The organism is Photobacterium sp. WH77, assembly GCF_022014395.1.
GTDB classification, from domain to species: domain Bacteria; phylum Pseudomonadota; class Gammaproteobacteria; order Enterobacterales; family Vibrionaceae; genus Photobacterium; species Photobacterium arenosum.
Genome location: NZ_JAKLTE010000006.1, coordinates 175921 through 193573 on the forward strand (window position 1 = coordinate 175921; position 17653 = coordinate 193573).

Below are 17653 nucleotides of genomic sequence, written 5' to 3' on the forward strand. Positions count from 1 at the left end.
CCCTTGCCGCTTTTTTCGATCAGAAGGTGTCAGAAAATGGACGTAAAATCTGTATTAAACCCTTCATTTCTATCCCGCTTTTCTTCAACCGGTGCGAAATCACCTGTTGGCACAGATGTTGCAAACCCTTCTGTTGGTCATCCACGCGAAGATTCTTTGGCGGTCGCAACCCCAGGGCACAATACCTCAGGTGTGGCAGCGAACACGGACGTCAGACGCGTAGAGCAGTCGGCCAGGTTGGAAGAACAGCAGCAGTTACATCGCCAGCAATTAGAGAAACTGGTGGAAAGTATTGAAGATTTTGTCGGCTCAATGAATAAAGGGCTGGCATTTAGAATTGATGAAGAGTCTGGACGTCAGGTCGTTACCGTTTATGAAAAAGCAAGCGGTGAAGTGGTCCGGCAGATCCCCGATGAAGATATGTTGGCGCTGTCACGTCAGATAGCTACCTATACCACCGGGCTTTTGACCACCAAAGTGTAATAGTAACTGATTGAGGTTGTAGATGAATATTGGCGCAATGGGTACGGCATCCGGTTTGGATATCAATGCCATGGTCGACAAGATTGTCGCCGCAGAGCGGGCGCCAAAAGAAGAGCGCATCAATCAGCGAAAAGAGCAGGCCAATGTCGAGCTGAGTGCTTACGGGCGCCTGAAAGGTGCACTGGATGGTATGAAAACCCTGATGGCAGACATCAGGCAGAACCATACACTGGCTGAGCGTACCGCTTCTTCAGACAATCAGGATCTGGTGTCTGTCCGTGCCAGCCATGAAGCGCAGCCCGGGCGGTATTCCGTTGAAGTCAAGCAACTGGCAACCTCGCATAAAATAGCGTCCCAGCCGGTTGATGATAAAACGGCAATGGGTGCCGGAAAATTGACACTGTCCGTCGGTGGTCAGTCTTTTGACGTTTCATTCGACCAGGATCAAACCAAACTGCTGGATGTGGTTCGTGAGATAAACCGTCATCCGGATAACAAAGGCGTGCTCGCCACTGTTATTAAGGATGCCAGCGGCGCCCGGTTGGTGCTGAACTCCGATAAAACAGGGGCTGGCAATCCGCTGAAAGTGACTGTCGAGGCGCAAGCCGGCAGTCCGTTGCAGTCTTTTGCGTTTGATACCGGTAATCCCGGCAGCCCAATGCAGGAAATGCAGGCTGCCTCTGATGCCAAAGTGCTCATTGACGGCCTGGCAGAAGTGACGAGCGACACCAATACCCTGACAGATGCGATTCCCGGTTTGGATATAGATTTAAAGCAACTGTCAGCGAATGCCGAAAAACCGCAAGCCGTGATTGAAATCGGCTACGACAAAGACAAGGCCGGGGCACAGATCGAACGGTTTGTGAACGCTTACAATCAGTTTTACGACACCGCTCTGGAACTGGGTAAATTTGACCCGAATACCCAGAACAAAGGGCCGCTGGTTGGTGACAGTATGCTGCGCTCATCGGTTCAGCAACTGCGAAACGCATTCAGTACGCCGCTGGAAGAAGGGCCATCGAGTTTGCAGACCCTGAGTGAGCTGGGTGTGACAACCACACTGAGCGGGCATCTGGAAGTTGACTACGATAAACTCGACAGGCAATTGAACCAGAATTTTGCTGCTGTCGGTGAATTTTTTGGCAGCCGTAAAGGTTTTGCCCGCCGGATTGAAGATATGTTACATGCTTATACAGGTGTGACCGGCAGTATCTCGAACCGGGAGAAAAGCATCAATGAGCAGGTGTTAACGCTCAATGATGATCAGCGCGATCTGGAACGCCGGATGGAAGGCGTCTATCAGCGCACCCACGACCAGTTTTCTGCAATGGATCATGCCATGGGGCAGATGCAGAGCCAACTGGGATCAATGATGAGTATGATGCCGCAGATGTAATAGCGGATAACAAGAGGGAAGGCAATGTCAAACAAGATGATGCAAACCCTGGCCGACATTGATCAGCAGCTGAATCAGCTTATCAATGACGGTACGGACATTGACGTGGACACCCTGTACCGCTTGCTGGCGGATCGCCAGACGGTGCTGAATGATCTTAAAGCCGTGCCAGAAATGCTGGATCAAGTCAGCTGGCAGGAAGCAATAACCCGAACATCGGATTTGCTGACAAGATTGCGCGAAAGGCGCGAAAAGTCAGCAAGTCAACTGAAACGATTACAGCACGGACAACGTTCGCTGCAGGCATATAATCAATTTCGTTAAGGTAACATCATGGGCATGAGAGGAAATCTACAGGCTTATAAACGAGTCTCAGTAGACAGTCAGTTAACATCCGCATCACCTCACCGTGTGATTCAAATGCTGATGGCGGGTGCCATAGAGCGTTTGATTCAGGGTAAAGCGGCTATGGAGCAAGGATCAATTGCCATCAAAGGTGAGCGCCTCGGTAAAGCTCTGGATATCATCATCAGCTTGCGTGGCTGTCTGTCATTTGATGATGGCGGCGAGATTGCCAGCAATCTGGACTCGCTGTATTTGTATATGATTGAAAAAATCACCGAAGCCAACCAGAAAAACGAAGTAGGGCATGTTGATGAAGTGATCGACATGTTAAGGGAACTGAAGTCAGCGTGGGATCAGATTCCTCCTGAGCATCACAATATTACTCAGATGGAGTATTAATCCGTTTACGAGTCAGTATTCAGCTTCCTACTTCCCCCGCACGATTTTGGCCGTTAATAGTCTATTAATTGTGTATCCGGCGTAATTCCGTGGCACTGGGCTCACAGCTTTTCACTGTGCCCGGTTGCCAAGTCCTGTTCTTTTATTACAATGGGCAGCATCAGTTTTGGTTGCTGTTCCGTTTGAATACGCCATAAGAATACATAAAGACAGGCAAATATCACTTCTATGCAAGGTTTAGCTAAGACCCTCGTCATTGATGACGACCCGCAGCACCGTCACGATCTCAGCGTGATCCTTAATTTTGTCGGTGAGCAGCATGAAGCGATATCCACCGATGAGGCTGAAGGCGCACTGTGGGAACAACCCTGGGGCGCCTGTTTGATTGGCAATATCCATTCTGTTAAAAAACAGAATCAGGTGCTGGAACAACTGCGTCAGCGATATCACATTCCTGTGTTATCCATGCCTCAGCATGAAAAAGCAGTCTCAGGCATGCCGAATTTTGTCGGCACCCTGGCCCATCCTCTGCACTACAGCCAGTTGATGGATGCGCTGCGTCATTGTCAGGAATTCCAGGGCAAAAATCATTTTCAGGTGCCGCAACTGTCCCGAAAAAATACCCTGTTTCGCAGTATGGTCGGGCGTAGTGACAGTATCAGTCAGGTCCGTTACCTGATTGAACAGGTTGCAGGGACGGACGCCAGTGTGTTGATCCTTGGTGAATCCGGTACAGGTAAAGAAGTCGTTGCCCGTAATATTCACTACCACTCCTCTCGTGGTAAAGGCCCGTTTGTGCCAGTCAATTGCGGCGCAATCCCAGCTGAGCTGCTGGAAAGTGAGCTGTTTGGTCATGAGAAAGGCGCATTTACCGGCGCGATATCCTCACGCAAAGGGCGGTTTGAACTGGCGGAAGGCGGTACGCTTTTCCTGGATGAAATCGGTGATATGCCGATGCCGATGCAGGTTAAGCTGCTGCGCGTTATTCAGGAACGTTGCTTTGAACGTGTGGGTGGCAATCAGAGTATTAAAGCCAATGTCCGCATTATTGCCGCGACCCACCGTAATCTGGATACTATGATTGCAGAAAACCTGTTCCGGGAAGACCTGTTTTATCGTTTGAATGTATTCCCGATTGAAACGCCGCCGTTACGTGAGCGACTGGAAGATATCCCTCTGCTGCTGCAGGAATTACTGTCCCGGATGGAAGCTGAAGGGGCGAGATCGGTGCATTTTACCCCGAGAGCGATCACCTCTTTGATGGAGCATGACTGGCCAGGCAACGTGCGTGAACTTGCCAATCTGGTCGAGCGCTTGATGATTCTCTATCCGGGTGAAATGGTGGATGTGAACCATTTACCGGTGAAATACAGGTACTGTGATTTGCCGGATTTCCGTCCTGAAGAGCGCATGATGTCTGTTGAGGAACAAGAGCGTGCGATGTTAGCCGATGTCTTCGCCGACAGTTATGATGAGCAGGACGAGAGTTTCGGTTTCAGCGATTTACCACCTGAAGGCCTTAACCTGAAAGAAATGCTGGCGGATCTTGAGATTGACATGATTCGTCAGGCACTCGAAGCGCAGGGAGGGGTGGTTGCTCGGGCAGCCGACATGCTGGGCATGCGACGCACAACTCTGGTCGAAAAAATGCGTAAGTACAATATCTCGACCAAAGAGTCTGTGCGTGAAGAGTCTGTGCGCGAATAGCATCAGCGAGTAAAAATTTATCCTGGAGTATTGTAACTTTTATGCAGTACTCCAGACTCTGACAGGAGTGATGTCAATATTCTGACATCACTCTTTTTTTATGGGCTTACCATAACTTGTTGTTTTTTGTTGAATATTTTTGGCATAAAAAGTGCTTATTTAGTGTAACAAAGGACAATGCGAAAGTAGGTGTAAGGTGGAAGAAGGGCAGTCTGTCTCCCCGCTGGGAAACCTGAGTCAACAGGTCAGCCGGTATAAGCAAGTGATTGAAGTCATGCCGACTGGCGTGATCTTGCTCGATGGAATGGGAATGGTATGTGAGGCCAACCCTGAAGCTGTCCGCCTGTTAGGAGAGCCATTGGCCGGGGAACGCTGGCTGGATGTCATACAGCGTGCCTTTGCGCCTCAGGAAGATGACGGCCATGAAATTTCTTTACGCAGTGGTCGTAAAGTCAAACTGGCCATCTCCGCGTCAGCCAGTGGACAGCTTATCGTGATCACTGACATGACAGAAACCCGCCTGTTGCAGTCCCGCTTCAGTGAGATGCAACGCTTATCCTCACTGGGCCGTATGGTTGCTTCGCTGGCGCATCAGGTCAGAACACCGCTGTCCAGTGCCATGTTATATGCCGCCAATCTGGCCGCGCCTCAGCTGACCGCGCAAACCCGCGACAGGTTCCAGAGCAAACTGATGGACAGGTTGCGGGATCTGGAAAAGCAGGTTAATGACATGCTGCTGTTTGCCAAAGGCGGTGATAACAAAGTGGTGGCACCTTTTACGCTCGAAGCCTTGTTCAATGAACTGGACGCCATGATAGAGGCCCAGGTGGTGTCCAATCAGGTGGATTTCTCGATTGAGTGTGATGATGAGAGCCCCAGTGTTTTGGGTAATGTGAATGCCCTGGCGAGTGCGATCAGCAATCTGATCACCAATGCCATTCAGATGTCAGGCAAAGCATGCAAAGTCTGTTTGTCGGTACACTGCGGCGCCGACATGATTCACCTCAGCATTACCGATAACGGTCCCGGCATTGCCCCTGAGATGCAGAAAAAAGTGCTGGAGCCTTTTTTCACTACCCGCCAGCAAGGCACAGGCTTAGGGCTTGCCGTGGTGCAGATGGTGGCAAAAGCCCACAATGGCAGCCTTTCGCTGTTTTCCACCCCGGGAGAAGGCGCCTCATTTACGCTCAGCCTGCCTAAGGCAGAAAGCCATGAGCAAGACTATGAATTAACAGCAACAGGAGACAGGCAATGACGAGCCGAGTACTGATCGTTGAGGACGACGAAGGTCTGCGTGAAGCTTTAGTGGATACACTGGCGCTGGCAGGTTATCAGTGGCTGGAAGCAGACAGTGCCGAACAAGCCCTGTTGCTGTTGAAATCTGAGCAGGTGGATATTGTGGTATCCGATGTTCAAATGGCCGGTATGGACGGACTGGGCCTGCTGCGAAATATCAAGCAACACTGGCCCAAACTGCCGGTACTGCTAATGACAGCCTATGCCAATATTGAAGATGCTGTACTGGCAATGAAAGACGGCGCCATTGATTACATGGCAAAGCCTTTTGCTCCGGAAGTGTTACTGAACATGGTCAGCCGCTACGCGCCTGTGCAAGCGGTCAGCAGCCAGGCGATAGCCGCTGATGAGAAAAGCCTGAAATTACTGGCGCTGGCCGAAAGAGTCGCGCAGACTGACGCCAGCGTGATGGTACTCGGGCCGAGTGGCTCGGGCAAAGAAGTCATGTCGCGATACATCCATGAGCACTCACTGCGCCGTGAGGGGCCTTTTATCGCGATCAATTGTGCCGCCATTCCCGACAATATGCTGGAAGCGACCTTATTCGGTTATGAAAAAGGCGCCTTCACCGGTGCGGTTCAGGCCTGTCCGGGAAAATTTGAACAGGCACAGGGTGGTACCATCTTGCTGGATGAGATCAGTGAGATGGACCTGAACCTGCAGGCGAAACTGCTGCGCGTCTTGCAAGAGCGAGAAGTTGAGCGTTTAGGCAGCAGGAAAAGTATCAAACTGGATGTGCGGGTGCTGGCCACCAGTAACCGGGATCTGAAACAATATGTGGCGGAAGGAAATTTCCGGGAGGATTTGTACTACCGCCTGAATGTTTTTCCGCTTGTCTGGCCGTCGCTGTCTGAACGTCCGGGCGATATTATGCCGCTGGCCAGTCACCTGGCTGACCGGCATTGCAAGAAACAGGGCATGCCATCGCCGGTCTTTTCTGCCGCTGCACAAGCCAAACTGCTGCAGTATGGCTGGCCCGGCAATGTCAGGGAGCTGGACAATGTGGTCCAGCGGGCACTGATTCTGGCCGGTGATGCCGACATAGGTGGCGAGCATATTCTGCTGGAAGGCATGGACTGGATGGATTCACACAGCCTGCAGCATGCTATCAGCCTGACTCCGGTGGCATCGCAGGCAGTGAACGACACATCGGTACATGTGATACCACCTGGTGTGTCAGGGGCTGACAGCCTGGGCAGCGAACTTCGCGAACAGGAATTTGCCATTATTCTGGAAGCCATACAGGCCTGCGAAGGCAAACGAAAAGAAGTGGCGGAGCGATTAGGCATCAGCCCGCGCACGCTCAGGTATAAATTAGCCAAGATGCGGGACGCCGGAATCGAGATCCCAGTTTGACCATAAAAGCGGAATTAACAGATTAATTTCATATTTTTGGCGTTAAGCTTGCACAACTTTATCTTTTAAGATGCGATCAATTTAGATTGTGTCAAAAAAGTACCACGGAGATAACCTATGAAAGTCAACGGATTTATGTCAGAAATGCAGGCAATGCAAATGGAAGCCAGCAATGCGTCACGTCCGGCGACTGGCGCTAAGGTCAGTGCTGATTTTGGTGCAGCCCTGCAAGATGCGATACAAACGGTTAACGGATTACAGAATACATCCAGTGAGATGACCAGTCGTTTTGATCAGGGCGATCGCAGCATTTCGCTGTCAGATGTCATGATCGCGCGAAATAAATCCAGCGTGGCTTTCGAAGCAACCGTCCAGGTTAGAAATAAGCTGGTTGAAGCTTATAAAGAACTGATGAATATGCCGGTTTAATTCAGGAATTAAGTGAGTGTCGGAACAAACATCCAACGAACTCGCCATAGCGGGTAGTGCTGCAGCTCCTGTCGTTGCCAACAGCGACCTGGATCTGCAAAATCCGGATCTTGAAGAGAAGAGTGCCAGCACACGTGTTGACAGCATGCTGGGCAACCTTGATTTGCTGCGTCAGATTATTCTGGTGCTGTCAGTGGCTATTTGTGTCGCTTTGATAGTGCTGGTCGTCGCCTGGCTCAAAGAACCGGAAATGCGTCCGCTGGGTAATTTCTCCACTGAAGAGCTGATTCCGATTCTGGATCATTTTGACCAGAAGCAAATTGAATACCAGCTGGAAGGCAATACCATCAGGGTGCCGGCTGATAAATACGGCGCACTTAAGCTGGAGCTGACCCGTGCCGGACTGAACAACCCGACGGCGGAAGGTGATGATATCCTGCTGCAGGATATGGGATTTGGTGTTTCACAGCGTCTTGAACAAGAACGGCTGAAACTGAGTCGCGAACGTCAGCTGGCAAGAGCCATAGAGCAGATCAGACAAGTGCGCAAAGCGCAGGTACTGCTGGCGATGCCAAAGCAAAGCGTTTTTGTCCGTCATAATCAGGAAGCGACGGCCAGTGTATTTCTGACCCTGAGTACAGGTGGCACGCTGGGTCAGCAGGAAGTGGACTCCATTGTTGATATGGTCTCTACCGCCGTGCCGGGCCTGAAACCCAGCCGTGTCACAGTCACAGATCAACACGGTCGTCTGCTCAGCTCCGGTACTGAAGATCCGGCAGCCACGGCACGCCGGAAAGAATACGAACTGGAGCGCAAACAAGAGCAAGCCTTGCGCGAAAAGATCGATGCAATATTAATTCCTGTCCTGGGGCTGGGTAATTACACCTCTCAGGTCGATGTCTCGATGGATTTCAGTGCCCAGGAAGAAACGCAAAAACGTTTTGATCCCAATACGCCGTCTACCCGCAGTGAATATACGCTGGAAGATTACAACAACGGCCAGTCTGTAGCGGGTATTCCGGGCGCGCTGAGTAATCAGCCGCCGCAGGATTCAGCGATACCGCAGGATGTGATTGACTTACAAACCGGTAAAGGCGGCAACGGCTCTGTGCACCGGGAAGCAACGCGAAATTTTGAACTGGATACCACTATCCGTCATAAGCGTTCGCAAACCGGCACTATCAGCCGTCAGACGGTTTCAGTGGCAGTGAATTATAAGCCGCAGATCAATCCGGAAACCGGCGAAATGACCCGTATTCCGGTGACCGAAGAAGAACTGGTGAAAATCCGTCGTCTGCTGATGGGCGGGGTCGGTTTCCTGCAGGATCGCGGCGATATGCTGGAAGTGATTTCCGTACCTTTCGCCACTCAGGAGCAGGAACGCATTGTCGACTTGCCTATCTGGGAACACCCGAATTTCAATACATGGATTCGCTGGCTGGCTGCAGCGCTGGTTATCATAGTCGTGTTGGTGGTGCTGGTACGCCCTGCCATGCGCAAACTGCTCTATCCGAACCAGGCTGCCGATGGTACACCTCTGGATGAGAATGGTCTGCCTATCATGGCGGGTGACGGTTCAGATCTGATAGGGGCCGATCTGGACGGTGTTGACGGTATCGATTTAACCAATAACAACCTGGATCTGCCAAATCTGCACAAAGACGACGACTTGCTGAAAGCCGTGCGTGCACTGGTGGCCAACGAACCGGATCTGGCGGCTCAGGTTGTGAAGAACTGGGTATACGAAGATGGCAAATGAAGTCGCGACTACAGATGAAAAACCGTTCGACATTAATAGCTTAAGTGGAACGGATAAAGCAGCCATCCTGTTACTCAGTCTGAATGAACAGGATGCGGCTTCCATCATACGCCACCTGGAACCCAAGCAGGTTCAGCGCGTGGGTGGGGCGATGGCCAGTATGAAGGAACTGAGCAATGATAAGGTGACGGCTGTGCACCGCCAGTTCCTGACCGATATCCAGAAATACACCAGCATTGGTATGGGCAGCGCCGACTTCGTCCGCAATACCCTGATCGCCGCACTGGGTGAAGATAAAGCCAATAATCTGGTTGATCAGATCCTGATGGGCAGTGGCTCCCGCGGCCTGGATTCTCTCAAATGGATGGATCCACGTCAGGTGGCCAGCATCATTCTCAATGAACACCCGCAGATTCAGACTATCGTGTTGTCGTATCTGGATCCTGAGCAATCGGCAGAGATTTTATCCCAGTTCCCTGAGCGCGTGCGCCTGGATCTGATGATGCGTATTGCGAATCTGGAAGAAGTTCAGCCTGCTGCCCTGCATGAGCTGAACGACATCATGGAGAAGCAGTTTGCAGGTCAGGCTGGTGCTCAGGCCGCGAAAATTGGCGGCATGAAGGCGGCAGCCGATATCATGAACTACCTCGACAACAATATCGAAGGTCTGTTGATGGATCAGATCCGCGAGAACGACGAGGAGATGGCCGTTCAGATCGAAGACCTGATGTTCGTGTTCGAGAACCTGGCCGAAGTGGACGACCGGGGTATCCAGAGCCTGCTGCGGGAAGTGCCTCAGGAACTGCTGCAAAAAGCGCTCAAAGGGGCCGACGATATGTTGCGCGAGAAAATTATGCGCAATATGTCCAAGCGTGCTTCTGAATTGCTGATGGATGACCTTGAAGCGATGGGGCCGATACGTGTCTCCGATGTGGAAGCAGCACAGAAAGAAATTCTGTCTATTGCCCGTCGTCTGTCTGAAGCCGGCGAGTTGATGCTGAATGGCGGCGGTGGGCAGGATGAATACCTCTAATTCAGCCGGGGAAGCACAATGACGATTGAACGCCGTCGGGGCTTTGTCCGCCTGAGTGGCCATCAGGCAGAAGAACTGGAACGTTGGGCTTATCCCGATTATAGCGATGAAGATCGCGGCCCGGTTGAGAACGCATTAAATTATGATCCGGGCTGGCGCCCGAGAGAAGTGCCGGAAGAGGAGCAGGCTCCTCTGCCACTGACCGCTGCCGATCTGGATGATATCCGCCAGTCAGCCTACGAAGAAGGACTGGCCGAAGGCCGGGCTGCCGGTCATGCTGAAGGCTTTGAAACCGGAAGGCAGGAAGGTGCTGCCGCCGGTCATCAGGAAGGGCTGGAGGCTGGCCGGGAAGAAGGACTGGCTGCCGGACAGGAACTGGTTGATCAGCATGTGGCTCATCTAACGCAGGTTTTTGACAAACTCGCCCAACCCTTACAGCAGGTTGATCAGCAGGTAGAAAGCCAGCTGGTGGAGATGGTCAGCGTGCTGACTCGTGAGTTAATCCGGGTTGAAGTGCAGACCAATTCTCAGGTTATTTTGTCCACGTTACGAGAAGCCATTGCCACATTGCCGCTGGCCTCTCAGTCGATCACTGTGCAACTGCATCCGGACGATCTTGCGCTGGTAACTGCCGCGTACAGCCAGCAGGAACTGGATAACCGTCGCTGGCAGTTGCTGGCAGAGCCGGGGCTTGAGCGCGGTGATGTCCAGCTCAGTGCCGGTGATTCTGCGGTGGATTATCGAATGGAAGATCGCGTTCGTCACCTGCTGAGCCAGTTTCTGGGCATGAATCAGCGCCCTGCTGACAGTTCATCACAGGATACCGCGGAATGACCCTGTCGCAGCGGCTGGGTAGCTACCGCTTACAGGGGCTAGCCTGTCGCCCCGTGGCCTCCGGGCGGCTGGTGCGCGTGGTCGGTTTAACGCTGGAAGCCATTGGTTGCCGGGCGCCTGTTGGCAGTGTGTGCCGTGTCGAGGCGGTACAGGGCAGTATCGAAGCCGAAGTTGTCGGATTCAGTGGTGACACCCTGTACCTGATGCCCAGTGAGCAGCTGACCGGGGTGATGCCCGGCGCTAAAGTCACGCCTGTGATGAGCGACGGTGGCCTGCCGGTGGGTCCTGAGTTGCTTGGCCGGGTTATTGACGGCATGGGAAATCCCCTGGACGGCAAAGGACAGATTTATACCTCGGCCCGGGCCGCACTGAATGCGGAGCCCATCAACCCTCTCGCAAGAAAACCAATCAGTGAACCTTTGGATGTCGGATTAAAAGCCATTAATGGGCTGCTGACCGTAGGTAAAGGCCAGCGCATTGGCCTGTTTGCCGGTTCCGGGGTGGGTAAATCTGTCACTCTGGGCATGATGACCCGGGGCACTACGGCGCAAGTGGTGGTGGTCGGACTGATTGGTGAGCGTGGCCGCGAAGTCAGAGAATTTATTGATGAGATCTTAGGTGAAGAAGGCCGCCAGCGCGCGGTTGTGGTGGCAGCCCCTGCTGATGCTTCTCCTCTGATGCGCCTGAAAGGGTGCCAGACTGCCCTGACCGTGGCGGAATATTTCCGCGATCAGGGCTTAGATGTTTTATTGCTGATGGACTCGCTCACTCGCTTTGCTCAGGCGCAGCGTGAAATTGCTCTGTCGATTGGTGAGCCACCGGCCACCAAAGGGTATCCGCCCTCTGTGTTTGCCAAGCTCCCGGCCCTGGTTGAGCGCGCCGGCAATGGCGGCGATCATCAGGGGTCGATCACGGCATTCTTTACTGTGCTGACCGAAGGCGATGACTTGCAGGATCCTATCGCCGATGCATCACGAGCGATTCTTGACGGCCATATCGTGTTGTCACGTGAGATGGCCGATGCCGGCCATTATCCGGCCATTGATGTTGAACGCTCCGTCAGTCGTGTTATGCCCGCCATAGTGGATGAAGAGCAGATGCTGATGTCGAAAGCGGTTCGGCAGATATTGTCTATTTGCCGCAAAAATCAGGATTTGGTGTCTATCGGCGCCTATAAACCTGGCTCAGATCCGGCGATTGACCAGGCCTTTACGTTAAAACCCAGGTTGGATCAGTACTTACAGCAAACAATGAAAGAGTCGGTTCCTTATGACATGTGTGTCAACATGCTCCGTTCTGCGCTGGGAGCCTGAGGATGAAACACCTAAGCGGCATGACCGGAGGCGCGGATGTCTGATCAGGCACTGAACCTGATTCTTGAACAGGTCAAAGACAAAGAACATAACGCGTTTCTGGCACTTCAGCAGGCTAAGCGGGATTTGGACAGCTTTTATCAGCAACGCGAACAAATTGAAAAATACCGCTACGATTACTGCCTGCAATTGACCGAGCGTGGTCAGAATGGACTGACGGCCAGCCAGTTTAGCCATCTGCATAAATTCCTGGGTCAGTTAGACGAAACTCTGGTTCAGCAGGGAGCGGCCGGCCGTGAATTTGAACGTCAGGTAGAGAAATGCGCTGAGTTCTGGCAACAGGCCCGTACTGAACGAAAGTCGGTTGAATGGCTGCTGGAAAAAAAACACACAGAACGGGAACAGCGTCTGGCGCGTCAGGAGCAAAAGTTAATGGATGAGTTTGCCACATTGCAATCTGCCCGCCGCCGGTGTTAGTCGCTTATCGCAGTCAACTCAAGAGCTGGTTCACTTCTTGCATAGTTTTGAGTATAGCCACGACTTTGGTCGTCAAATAATTGTCAGTGTAAGGTAGCTATGAAACCGTCCAGCAGCATTTCTGTCGATTTTAGCGCGTCCGGATCCTCTGTCCGGCCGGGTAAGCCTGCTCGTTCTGACAGCCGTGAAGAACCGGGACTGTCAGGGTTTTCATCACGACTTGAGTCTGCCGTCCACAGTGAAAATAAGACGGCGACTAAGCGTCAAAAAATTGAATCGTCTGCCGCGCAGCCGGCAAAAGCCAGTGACAATACCGCGCAAACACACAAGGCGAAAGACAGCCAGCGGCAAGAAAATGCAGATAAAGTGACTGCCAGTAAAGCATCGGGAGCGCCGGACGACCCCGCGCAGACAGCGGAGAACGACAAGCCTGAGTCTGAGGGCACTGAAGAAAGCATTCGCGCCGAGGCAGAAGCACTGTTAGACAGACTTAATGCCTCCAGCCAACAGCTGCAAATGGCAAAGGATGGCAAAGAATTGCCACCTGAAGCTGAAAGCAGCGAAACGGAAGGGGCGGAGATGGGCTTATTGTCGCCGGGTTTCTCTGTCCAATCCGGCGCTCAGACACTTGCTCAGACTGGTGATCTGTCTGAGGGTGGGGGTGATGATGACAGTGTGACGGCCGGACAGTCGGGTAAGCTTGCCGAGATGCTGGCGGCAGTCACTAAAGGGACAGCTTCTGATGCCAAAGGTAAAGGCGATAAACCTGACTTGACGCTGGTGGCCGGCTCGGTTCAGTCCGCCATTCAGGGTGACGCCAAGGCGGGCAGCGAAGGAGATACACAGCCAGATTGGCTCAGTGATGCTATTGCCCGGCTTTCTGCTTCTGCCAAAGGCGGGGAAGCGGGTCTGGCTGACGGTGCAAATGCTAATCAGGCCGGAGCCGGTCAACCGGGCGTCTCTGCATCGCTTCAGGCGGCTTTGGCTGATGCCGGACTGCAGATGGATACAGCGCAGAAAGAAGCGATGGCGACGGGGGCAGCATCAGGCACCAATGCGATCACCGGGCAGCCTACTTCACTGGCTGCGATGCAGCGAGCTGAAGCGCAGGCACAACCTACCGCACTGCCTTTACAAAAAGAGATGGCTGGTGAGCAACTGGCGGAGAGGGTGCAGATGCTGATGAGTAAAAATCTCAAGCATGTCGATATTCGTCTGGATCCGCCTGAATTGGGCCGGATGCAGATAAAACTGGCCATCAATAATGACCAGGCTTCAGTCCAGTTTCATGTCGGTAACGCGCAGACCCGGGATTTGGTTGAACAGGCCATGCCGCGATTGAGAGAGCTGTTACAGCAGCAAGGTATCCAGTTGACCCAGGGCAGCGTCCAACAGGACGGTAATCAGCAGTTTGCCGGCCAGCATACCGGGACCCAACAGGGTGAAGAAGGCTTGGCCAGAGGCGGTCAGAGCGGCCAGTCGCAACAGGATGATGACGATGGCAATGCGATTGCCGTGACTGTCAGTGAACCAAGCGACGGCATTGATTATTACGCATGACCTCCAGCGGCATAGCTGGCATCCTGCGACACCCAAGTGACTATTATTGACCCGCGAACGGAATTGGAAATATGGCTGAATCAGCGGCAACAACAAATAGCAAAAAACGCATTTTATTGATTTTAATTGCTTTGGTCCCCGTACTTCTGGGGGGCACAGCAGCCTGGTTTTTTCTGTCTGACGATCAGTCTGCTGCTGATAGTGACGGCATGTCGGCAAGCCAGTTATCAGGTAAGCCGGAACCGGCTTATTATGTGATTTTGCCGCATCCCTTTATTTTTAATGTGACGGGAGATACCCAGCAGCGGCTGGTACAGGTAAAAGTACAACTCATGGTACGCGGTGATGAGAATGATACTCTGGCCCGTCAACACATTCCTTTGGTAGAAAGCACCCTGCTTCAATCTTTCGGTGCAGCCAGTGTGGAGCAGCTTCGTTCTCCCAGCGGACGGCTTGAACTACGTCAACAGTCGCTGCAATCGGTGCAGTCTGCGCTGGTGAAAGTGTCTGGCAGCCCTGTGGTCGAACAGGTACTGTTTACTGGCTTTGTAATGCAATAGGTTCCCAGTGACTGATTTATTAACCCAAGACGAAATTGATGCGCTGCTGCATGGCGTCGATGATGTAGAGGATGATCACCCCCGGCAAGAGGAAGGCACTGGGGTTATATCGTTCGACTTCTCATCGCAAGACCGCATTGTCCGTGGCCGGATGCCGACGCTTGAGCTTATCAATGAGCGTTTTGCCCGTCATATGCGGATCAGTTTGTTCAATATGCTGCGCAAGACGGCAGAAGTGTCGATCAATGGCGTACAGATGCTCAAGTTCGGTGAGTACCAGAACACACTGTACGTTCCTACCAGTTTGAATATGGTGCGTTTTCGTCCCCTGAAAGGCACGGCCTTAATCACCATGGAAGCCCGGCTGGTCTTTATTCTGGTAGAGAATTTCTTTGGTGGCGATGGCCGTTTTCACGCCAAGATCGAAGGGCGTGAATTCACACCGACTGAGCGCCGTATCGTCCAGATGCTGCTGAAACTGGTGTTTGAGGACTACCGGGAAGCCTGGTCACCCGTGATGGGCGTGGAGTTCGAATACCTGGATTCTGAAGTGAACCCGACTATGGCGAATATCGTCAGCCCGACAGAAGTGATAGTGGTGAGCTCTTTCCACATTGAAGTGGACGGCGGCGGCGGCGATTTCCATGTTGTGATGCCGTACTCCATGGTGGAGCCGATCCGTGAATTGCTCGATGCCGGCGTCCAGAGTGACAAAATGGATACCGATGTCCGTTGGAGCAAGGCCCTGCGGGATGAGGTGATGGATGTCGAAGTGAATCTGCGTGCCAAGTTGCTCGATATTGACCTGACGCTGCGGGATCTGATGGAACTGCATTCCGGCGATGTTATACCGATTGAATTGCCCGAAACGGCCACTCTCTATGTTGAAGACCTGCCGACTTACCGCGGTAAAATGGGTAAGTCAGGCGATCACGTAGCGATAAAAATTTCCAAGAAACTGAAGCGGCCAGATACGGTGAAAACGGACCTTGCCTTCCTGGATGGCGATGAACTGAGTCCGACTTTCTCCGCCACTGACCCGATTGACGATTAATACAGGTGACTTATGTCAGATAAAGACCAACAAGTAGCTGACGACTGGGCGGCAGCCCTGGCCGAACAGGCCGACGACAATATTGAAGCCGCACCGCTGGAAGAACTTACAGATGAAAGTACCCCTATTTCTGATGAAGAACGTCGTCGTCTGGATTCCATCATGGATATTCCGGTCACGATATCGATGGAAGTCGGGCGCACCAAAATCAGTATCCGTAACTTACTGCAGTTGAACCAGGGTTCCGTCGTCGAGCTGGACCGTGTCGCCGGTGAGTCGCTGGATGTACTGGTCAATGGCACTTTGATTGCCCACGGTGAAGTGGTGGTGGTCAACGATAAATTCGGTATTCGTCTGACCGATGTGATCAGCCAGACTGAACGTATTAAAAAGTTGCGGTAACCGGGATGAAAGCATTGAAAAGCACATTGCTCGCTGGTCTGGCAGTGATCAGCCAGCCGGTATGGGCGGCCGGGGCGCCGGAGCTGGATATGGGCACAACGATAGGTTCATTGCTGCTGGTACTGGTTCTTATCGTGTTTCTTGCCTGGCTGCTGCGCCGCATGAAATTGCCGGGTGTGAGTGGCGGAGATAACGGGTTGCAGATTGTCCGCCAGGTGGTGGTTGGCCAGCGTGAGCGAATCGTGCTGGTACAGGTGGGTGACGAGCAGTTACTCATTGGTGTGACGCCGCAAAATATTTCAATGCTGACCAAGCTGGAAACCCCCTTGCCGGTCAGTGCTGGTGCAGGCAACGGTGAGTTTGCTCAGCAACTCGGTAAGTTGTTGAAAAGACAATGATGTATAGATCTAACTTCTTTATCTGGGTTATCGGTGTGCTTTGCCTGCTGCTTTCCGGCATGGCGAGTGCGCAGAGCGAAGATGGCGGGCTGGGCAATGTGGCGGGCAATAATGTCACCGTCAGCGAGATGCAGAGCGATAAAGGGGCGGCAACCCTGCTGACCACCAAAGGCGGTGGTGGTATTCCGGCATTTTCTGTGTCGGTGAACCCGGACGGCACCGAAGATTACTCAGTCACGCTGCAAATCCTGGCCTTGATGACCGCGCTGGGCTTTTTGCCAGCCATAGTGATCCTGATGACCTCATTCACCCGCATTGTGGTGGTGATGTCGATTTTGCGCCAGGCGCTCGGTCTGCAGCAGACCCCGTCAAACCAGGTGATTATCGGGATTGCCCTGTTCATGACTTTCTTTGTCATGTCTCCGGTTTTGGATGAGATCAATACCAAGGCCGTTCAGCCCTATATCAATGAAGAGCTCTCTGCCCGTGAAGCCTTGACGATTGCTCAGGATCCATTGCGCCAGTTCATGCTCAAACAAACGCGGGTGAAAGATCTGGAAACCTTCGTTGATATGTCGGGTTCGCAGGCGACAGACCCCCAGCAAGTCCCTATGACAGTCTTGATTCCCGCTTTTATCACCTCGGAACTGAAAACGGCGTTTCAGATTGGCTTTATGCTGTTTCTGCCTTTTCTGGTGATCGATCTGGTCGTGGCTTCAATATTGATGGCGATGGGTATGATGATGCTGTCGCCGATGATCGTCTCACTGCCGTTTAAACTTATGTTGTTCGTACTGGTGGATGGCTGGAACCTTATCCTGTCGACACTGGCCGGCAGCTTCGGCACCTGAT

At 52.6% G+C, this 17653-nt stretch carries 19 protein-coding genes; all 19 read left to right on the top strand.

Annotation, left to right across the window (positions count from 1 at the left end; all coding sequences use genetic code 11):
- Nucleotides 1-36 precede the first annotated feature (36 nt).
- The gene (locus L6J37_RS08795) at nucleotides 37-483 is read left to right on the top strand and encodes a flagellar protein FlaG (RefSeq protein ID WP_192014695.1); all 447 of its coding nucleotides are present in this window, start codon (nucleotides 37-39) and stop codon (nucleotides 481-483) included.
- Between the two features lie 22 nt (nucleotides 484-505).
- Entirely contained in the window at nucleotides 506-1879 is a 1374-nt protein-coding gene (gene fliD, locus L6J37_RS08800; protein ID WP_192014696.1) for a flagellar filament capping protein FliD, read from the top strand.
- Nucleotides 1880-1903: 24 nt separating this feature from the next.
- The gene (locus tag L6J37_RS08805; RefSeq protein WP_192014697.1) at nucleotides 1904-2203 is read left to right on the top strand and encodes a flagellar rod protein FlaI; all 300 of its coding nucleotides are present in this window, start codon (nucleotides 1904-1906) and stop codon (nucleotides 2201-2203) included.
- A gap of 15 nt (nucleotides 2204-2218) precedes the next feature.
- On the top strand, nucleotides 2219-2623 hold the full coding sequence (gene fliS / locus L6J37_RS08810) for a flagellar export chaperone FliS (protein WP_237794794.1): 405 nt from the start codon (nucleotides 2219-2221) through the stop codon (nucleotides 2621-2623).
- 228 nt (nucleotides 2624-2851) lie between these two features.
- Nucleotides 2852-4330, top strand: coding sequence for a sigma-54 dependent transcriptional regulator (locus tag L6J37_RS08815; RefSeq protein ID WP_192014698.1), 1479 nt, complete (start codon nucleotides 2852-2854; stop codon nucleotides 4328-4330).
- 196 nt (nucleotides 4331-4526) lie between these two features.
- The gene (locus tag L6J37_RS08820; protein WP_237794796.1) at nucleotides 4527-5585 is read left to right on the top strand and encodes a sensor histidine kinase; all 1059 of its coding nucleotides are present in this window, start codon (nucleotides 4527-4529) and stop codon (nucleotides 5583-5585) included.
- Entirely contained in the window at nucleotides 5582-6982 is a 1401-nt protein-coding gene (locus L6J37_RS08825; protein WP_237794798.1) for a sigma-54-dependent transcriptional regulator, read from the top strand. Before L6J37_RS08820 ends, L6J37_RS08825 begins: the two co-directional genes overlap by 4 nt.
- Nucleotides 6983-7099: 117 nt before the next feature.
- A complete protein-coding gene (gene fliE / locus L6J37_RS08830; protein WP_027253934.1) occupies nucleotides 7100-7411 on the top strand; it encodes a flagellar hook-basal body complex protein FliE in 312 nt (103 codons plus the stop codon).
- 16 nt (nucleotides 7412-7427) lie between these two features.
- Nucleotides 7428-9170, top strand: a complete 1743-nt coding sequence (gene fliF, locus L6J37_RS08835; protein WP_192014700.1) for a flagellar basal-body MS-ring/collar protein FliF — start codon at nucleotides 7428-7430, stop codon at nucleotides 9168-9170.
- A complete protein-coding gene (gene fliG, locus L6J37_RS08840) occupies nucleotides 9160-10203 on the top strand; it encodes a flagellar motor switch protein FliG (RefSeq protein WP_046219526.1) in 1044 nt (347 codons plus the stop codon). The genes fliF and fliG overlap by 11 nt, the downstream gene beginning before the upstream one ends.
- A gap of 18 nt (nucleotides 10204-10221) precedes the next feature.
- Nucleotides 10222-11037: a flagellar assembly protein FliH gene (gene fliH, locus L6J37_RS08845; RefSeq protein WP_237794800.1), complete on the top strand. Its 816-nt coding sequence runs from the start codon at nucleotides 10222-10224 to the stop codon at nucleotides 11035-11037.
- Nucleotides 11034-12350: a flagellar protein export ATPase FliI gene (gene fliI, locus L6J37_RS08850; RefSeq protein ID WP_192014702.1), complete on the top strand. Its 1317-nt coding sequence runs from the start codon at nucleotides 11034-11036 to the stop codon at nucleotides 12348-12350. Before fliH ends, fliI begins: the two co-directional genes overlap by 4 nt.
- 36 nt (nucleotides 12351-12386) lie before the next feature.
- Nucleotides 12387-12827 carry a flagellar export protein FliJ gene (fliJ, locus tag L6J37_RS08855; RefSeq protein WP_192014703.1) on the top strand — a complete coding sequence of 147 codons (441 nt, stop codon included), beginning with the start codon at nucleotides 12387-12389 and terminating at the stop codon, nucleotides 12825-12827.
- A 99-nt stretch (nucleotides 12828-12926) separates the two neighbouring features.
- Entirely contained in the window at nucleotides 12927-14387 is a 1461-nt protein-coding gene (locus L6J37_RS08860; protein ID WP_237794802.1) for a flagellar hook-length control protein FliK, read from the top strand.
- A gap of 71 nt (nucleotides 14388-14458) precedes the next feature.
- Nucleotides 14459-14947, top strand: coding sequence for a flagellar basal body-associated protein FliL (gene fliL, locus L6J37_RS08865; RefSeq protein WP_237794804.1), 489 nt, complete (start codon nucleotides 14459-14461; stop codon nucleotides 14945-14947).
- Nucleotides 14948-14954: 7 nt separating this feature from the next.
- The gene (gene fliM / locus L6J37_RS08870; RefSeq protein WP_027253942.1) at nucleotides 14955-16001 is read left to right on the top strand and encodes a flagellar motor switch protein FliM; all 1047 of its coding nucleotides are present in this window, start codon (nucleotides 14955-14957) and stop codon (nucleotides 15999-16001) included.
- 12 nt (nucleotides 16002-16013) lie between these two features.
- Entirely contained in the window at nucleotides 16014-16403 is a 390-nt protein-coding gene (gene fliN, locus L6J37_RS08875) for a flagellar motor switch protein FliN (RefSeq protein WP_192014706.1), read from the top strand.
- 5 nt (nucleotides 16404-16408) lie between these two features.
- Nucleotides 16409-16801, top strand: coding sequence for a flagellar biosynthetic protein FliO (gene fliO, locus L6J37_RS08880; protein ID WP_237794806.1), 393 nt, complete (start codon nucleotides 16409-16411; stop codon nucleotides 16799-16801).
- Nucleotides 16801-17652, top strand: coding sequence for a flagellar type III secretion system pore protein FliP (gene fliP, locus L6J37_RS08885; protein WP_442957005.1), 852 nt, complete (start codon nucleotides 16801-16803; stop codon nucleotides 17650-17652). The genes fliO and fliP overlap by 1 nt, the downstream gene beginning before the upstream one ends.
- Nucleotide 17653 lies beyond the last annotated feature (1 nt).

Excerpts from the sequence above, each read along its gene's own strand:
- L6J37_RS08860 (WP_237794802.1), top strand. The coding sequence starts at position 12,927 with ATGAAACCGTCCAGCAGCATTTCTGTCGATTTTAGCGCGTCCGGATCC.
- fliG (WP_046219526.1), top strand. The coding sequence starts at position 9,160 with ATGGCAAATGAAGTCGCGACTACAGATGAAAAACCGTTCGACATTAAT.
- L6J37_RS08805 (WP_192014697.1), top strand. The coding sequence starts at position 1,904 with ATGTCAAACAAGATGATGCAAACCCTGGCCGACATTGATCAGCAGCTG.
- fliP (WP_442957005.1), top strand. The coding sequence starts at position 16,801 with ATGTATAGATCTAACTTCTTTATCTGGGTTATCGGTGTGCTTTGCCTG.
- fliD (WP_192014696.1), top strand. The coding sequence starts at position 506 with ATGAATATTGGCGCAATGGGTACGGCATCCGGTTTGGATATCAATGCC.
- fliN (WP_192014706.1), top strand. The coding sequence starts at position 16,014 with ATGTCAGATAAAGACCAACAAGTAGCTGACGACTGGGCGGCAGCCCTG.
- fliS (WP_237794794.1), top strand. The coding sequence starts at position 2,219 with ATGAGAGGAAATCTACAGGCTTATAAACGAGTCTCAGTAGACAGTCAG.
- fliH (WP_237794800.1), top strand. The coding sequence starts at position 10,222 with ATGACGATTGAACGCCGTCGGGGCTTTGTCCGCCTGAGTGGCCATCAG.
- fliL (WP_237794804.1), top strand. The coding sequence starts at position 14,459 with ATGGCTGAATCAGCGGCAACAACAAATAGCAAAAAACGCATTTTATTG.
- fliI (WP_192014702.1), top strand. The coding sequence starts at position 11,034 with ATGACCCTGTCGCAGCGGCTGGGTAGCTACCGCTTACAGGGGCTAGCC.
- fliJ (WP_192014703.1), top strand. The coding sequence starts at position 12,387 with ATGTCTGATCAGGCACTGAACCTGATTCTTGAACAGGTCAAAGACAAA.
- L6J37_RS08815 (WP_192014698.1), top strand. The coding sequence starts at position 2,852 with ATGCAAGGTTTAGCTAAGACCCTCGTCATTGATGACGACCCGCAGCAC.
- fliO (WP_237794806.1), top strand. The coding sequence starts at position 16,409 with ATGAAAGCATTGAAAAGCACATTGCTCGCTGGTCTGGCAGTGATCAGC.
- L6J37_RS08795 (WP_192014695.1), top strand. The coding sequence starts at position 37 with ATGGACGTAAAATCTGTATTAAACCCTTCATTTCTATCCCGCTTTTCT.
- L6J37_RS08825 (WP_237794798.1), top strand. The coding sequence starts at position 5,582 with ATGACGAGCCGAGTACTGATCGTTGAGGACGACGAAGGTCTGCGTGAA.
- fliE (WP_027253934.1), top strand. The coding sequence starts at position 7,100 with ATGAAAGTCAACGGATTTATGTCAGAAATGCAGGCAATGCAAATGGAA.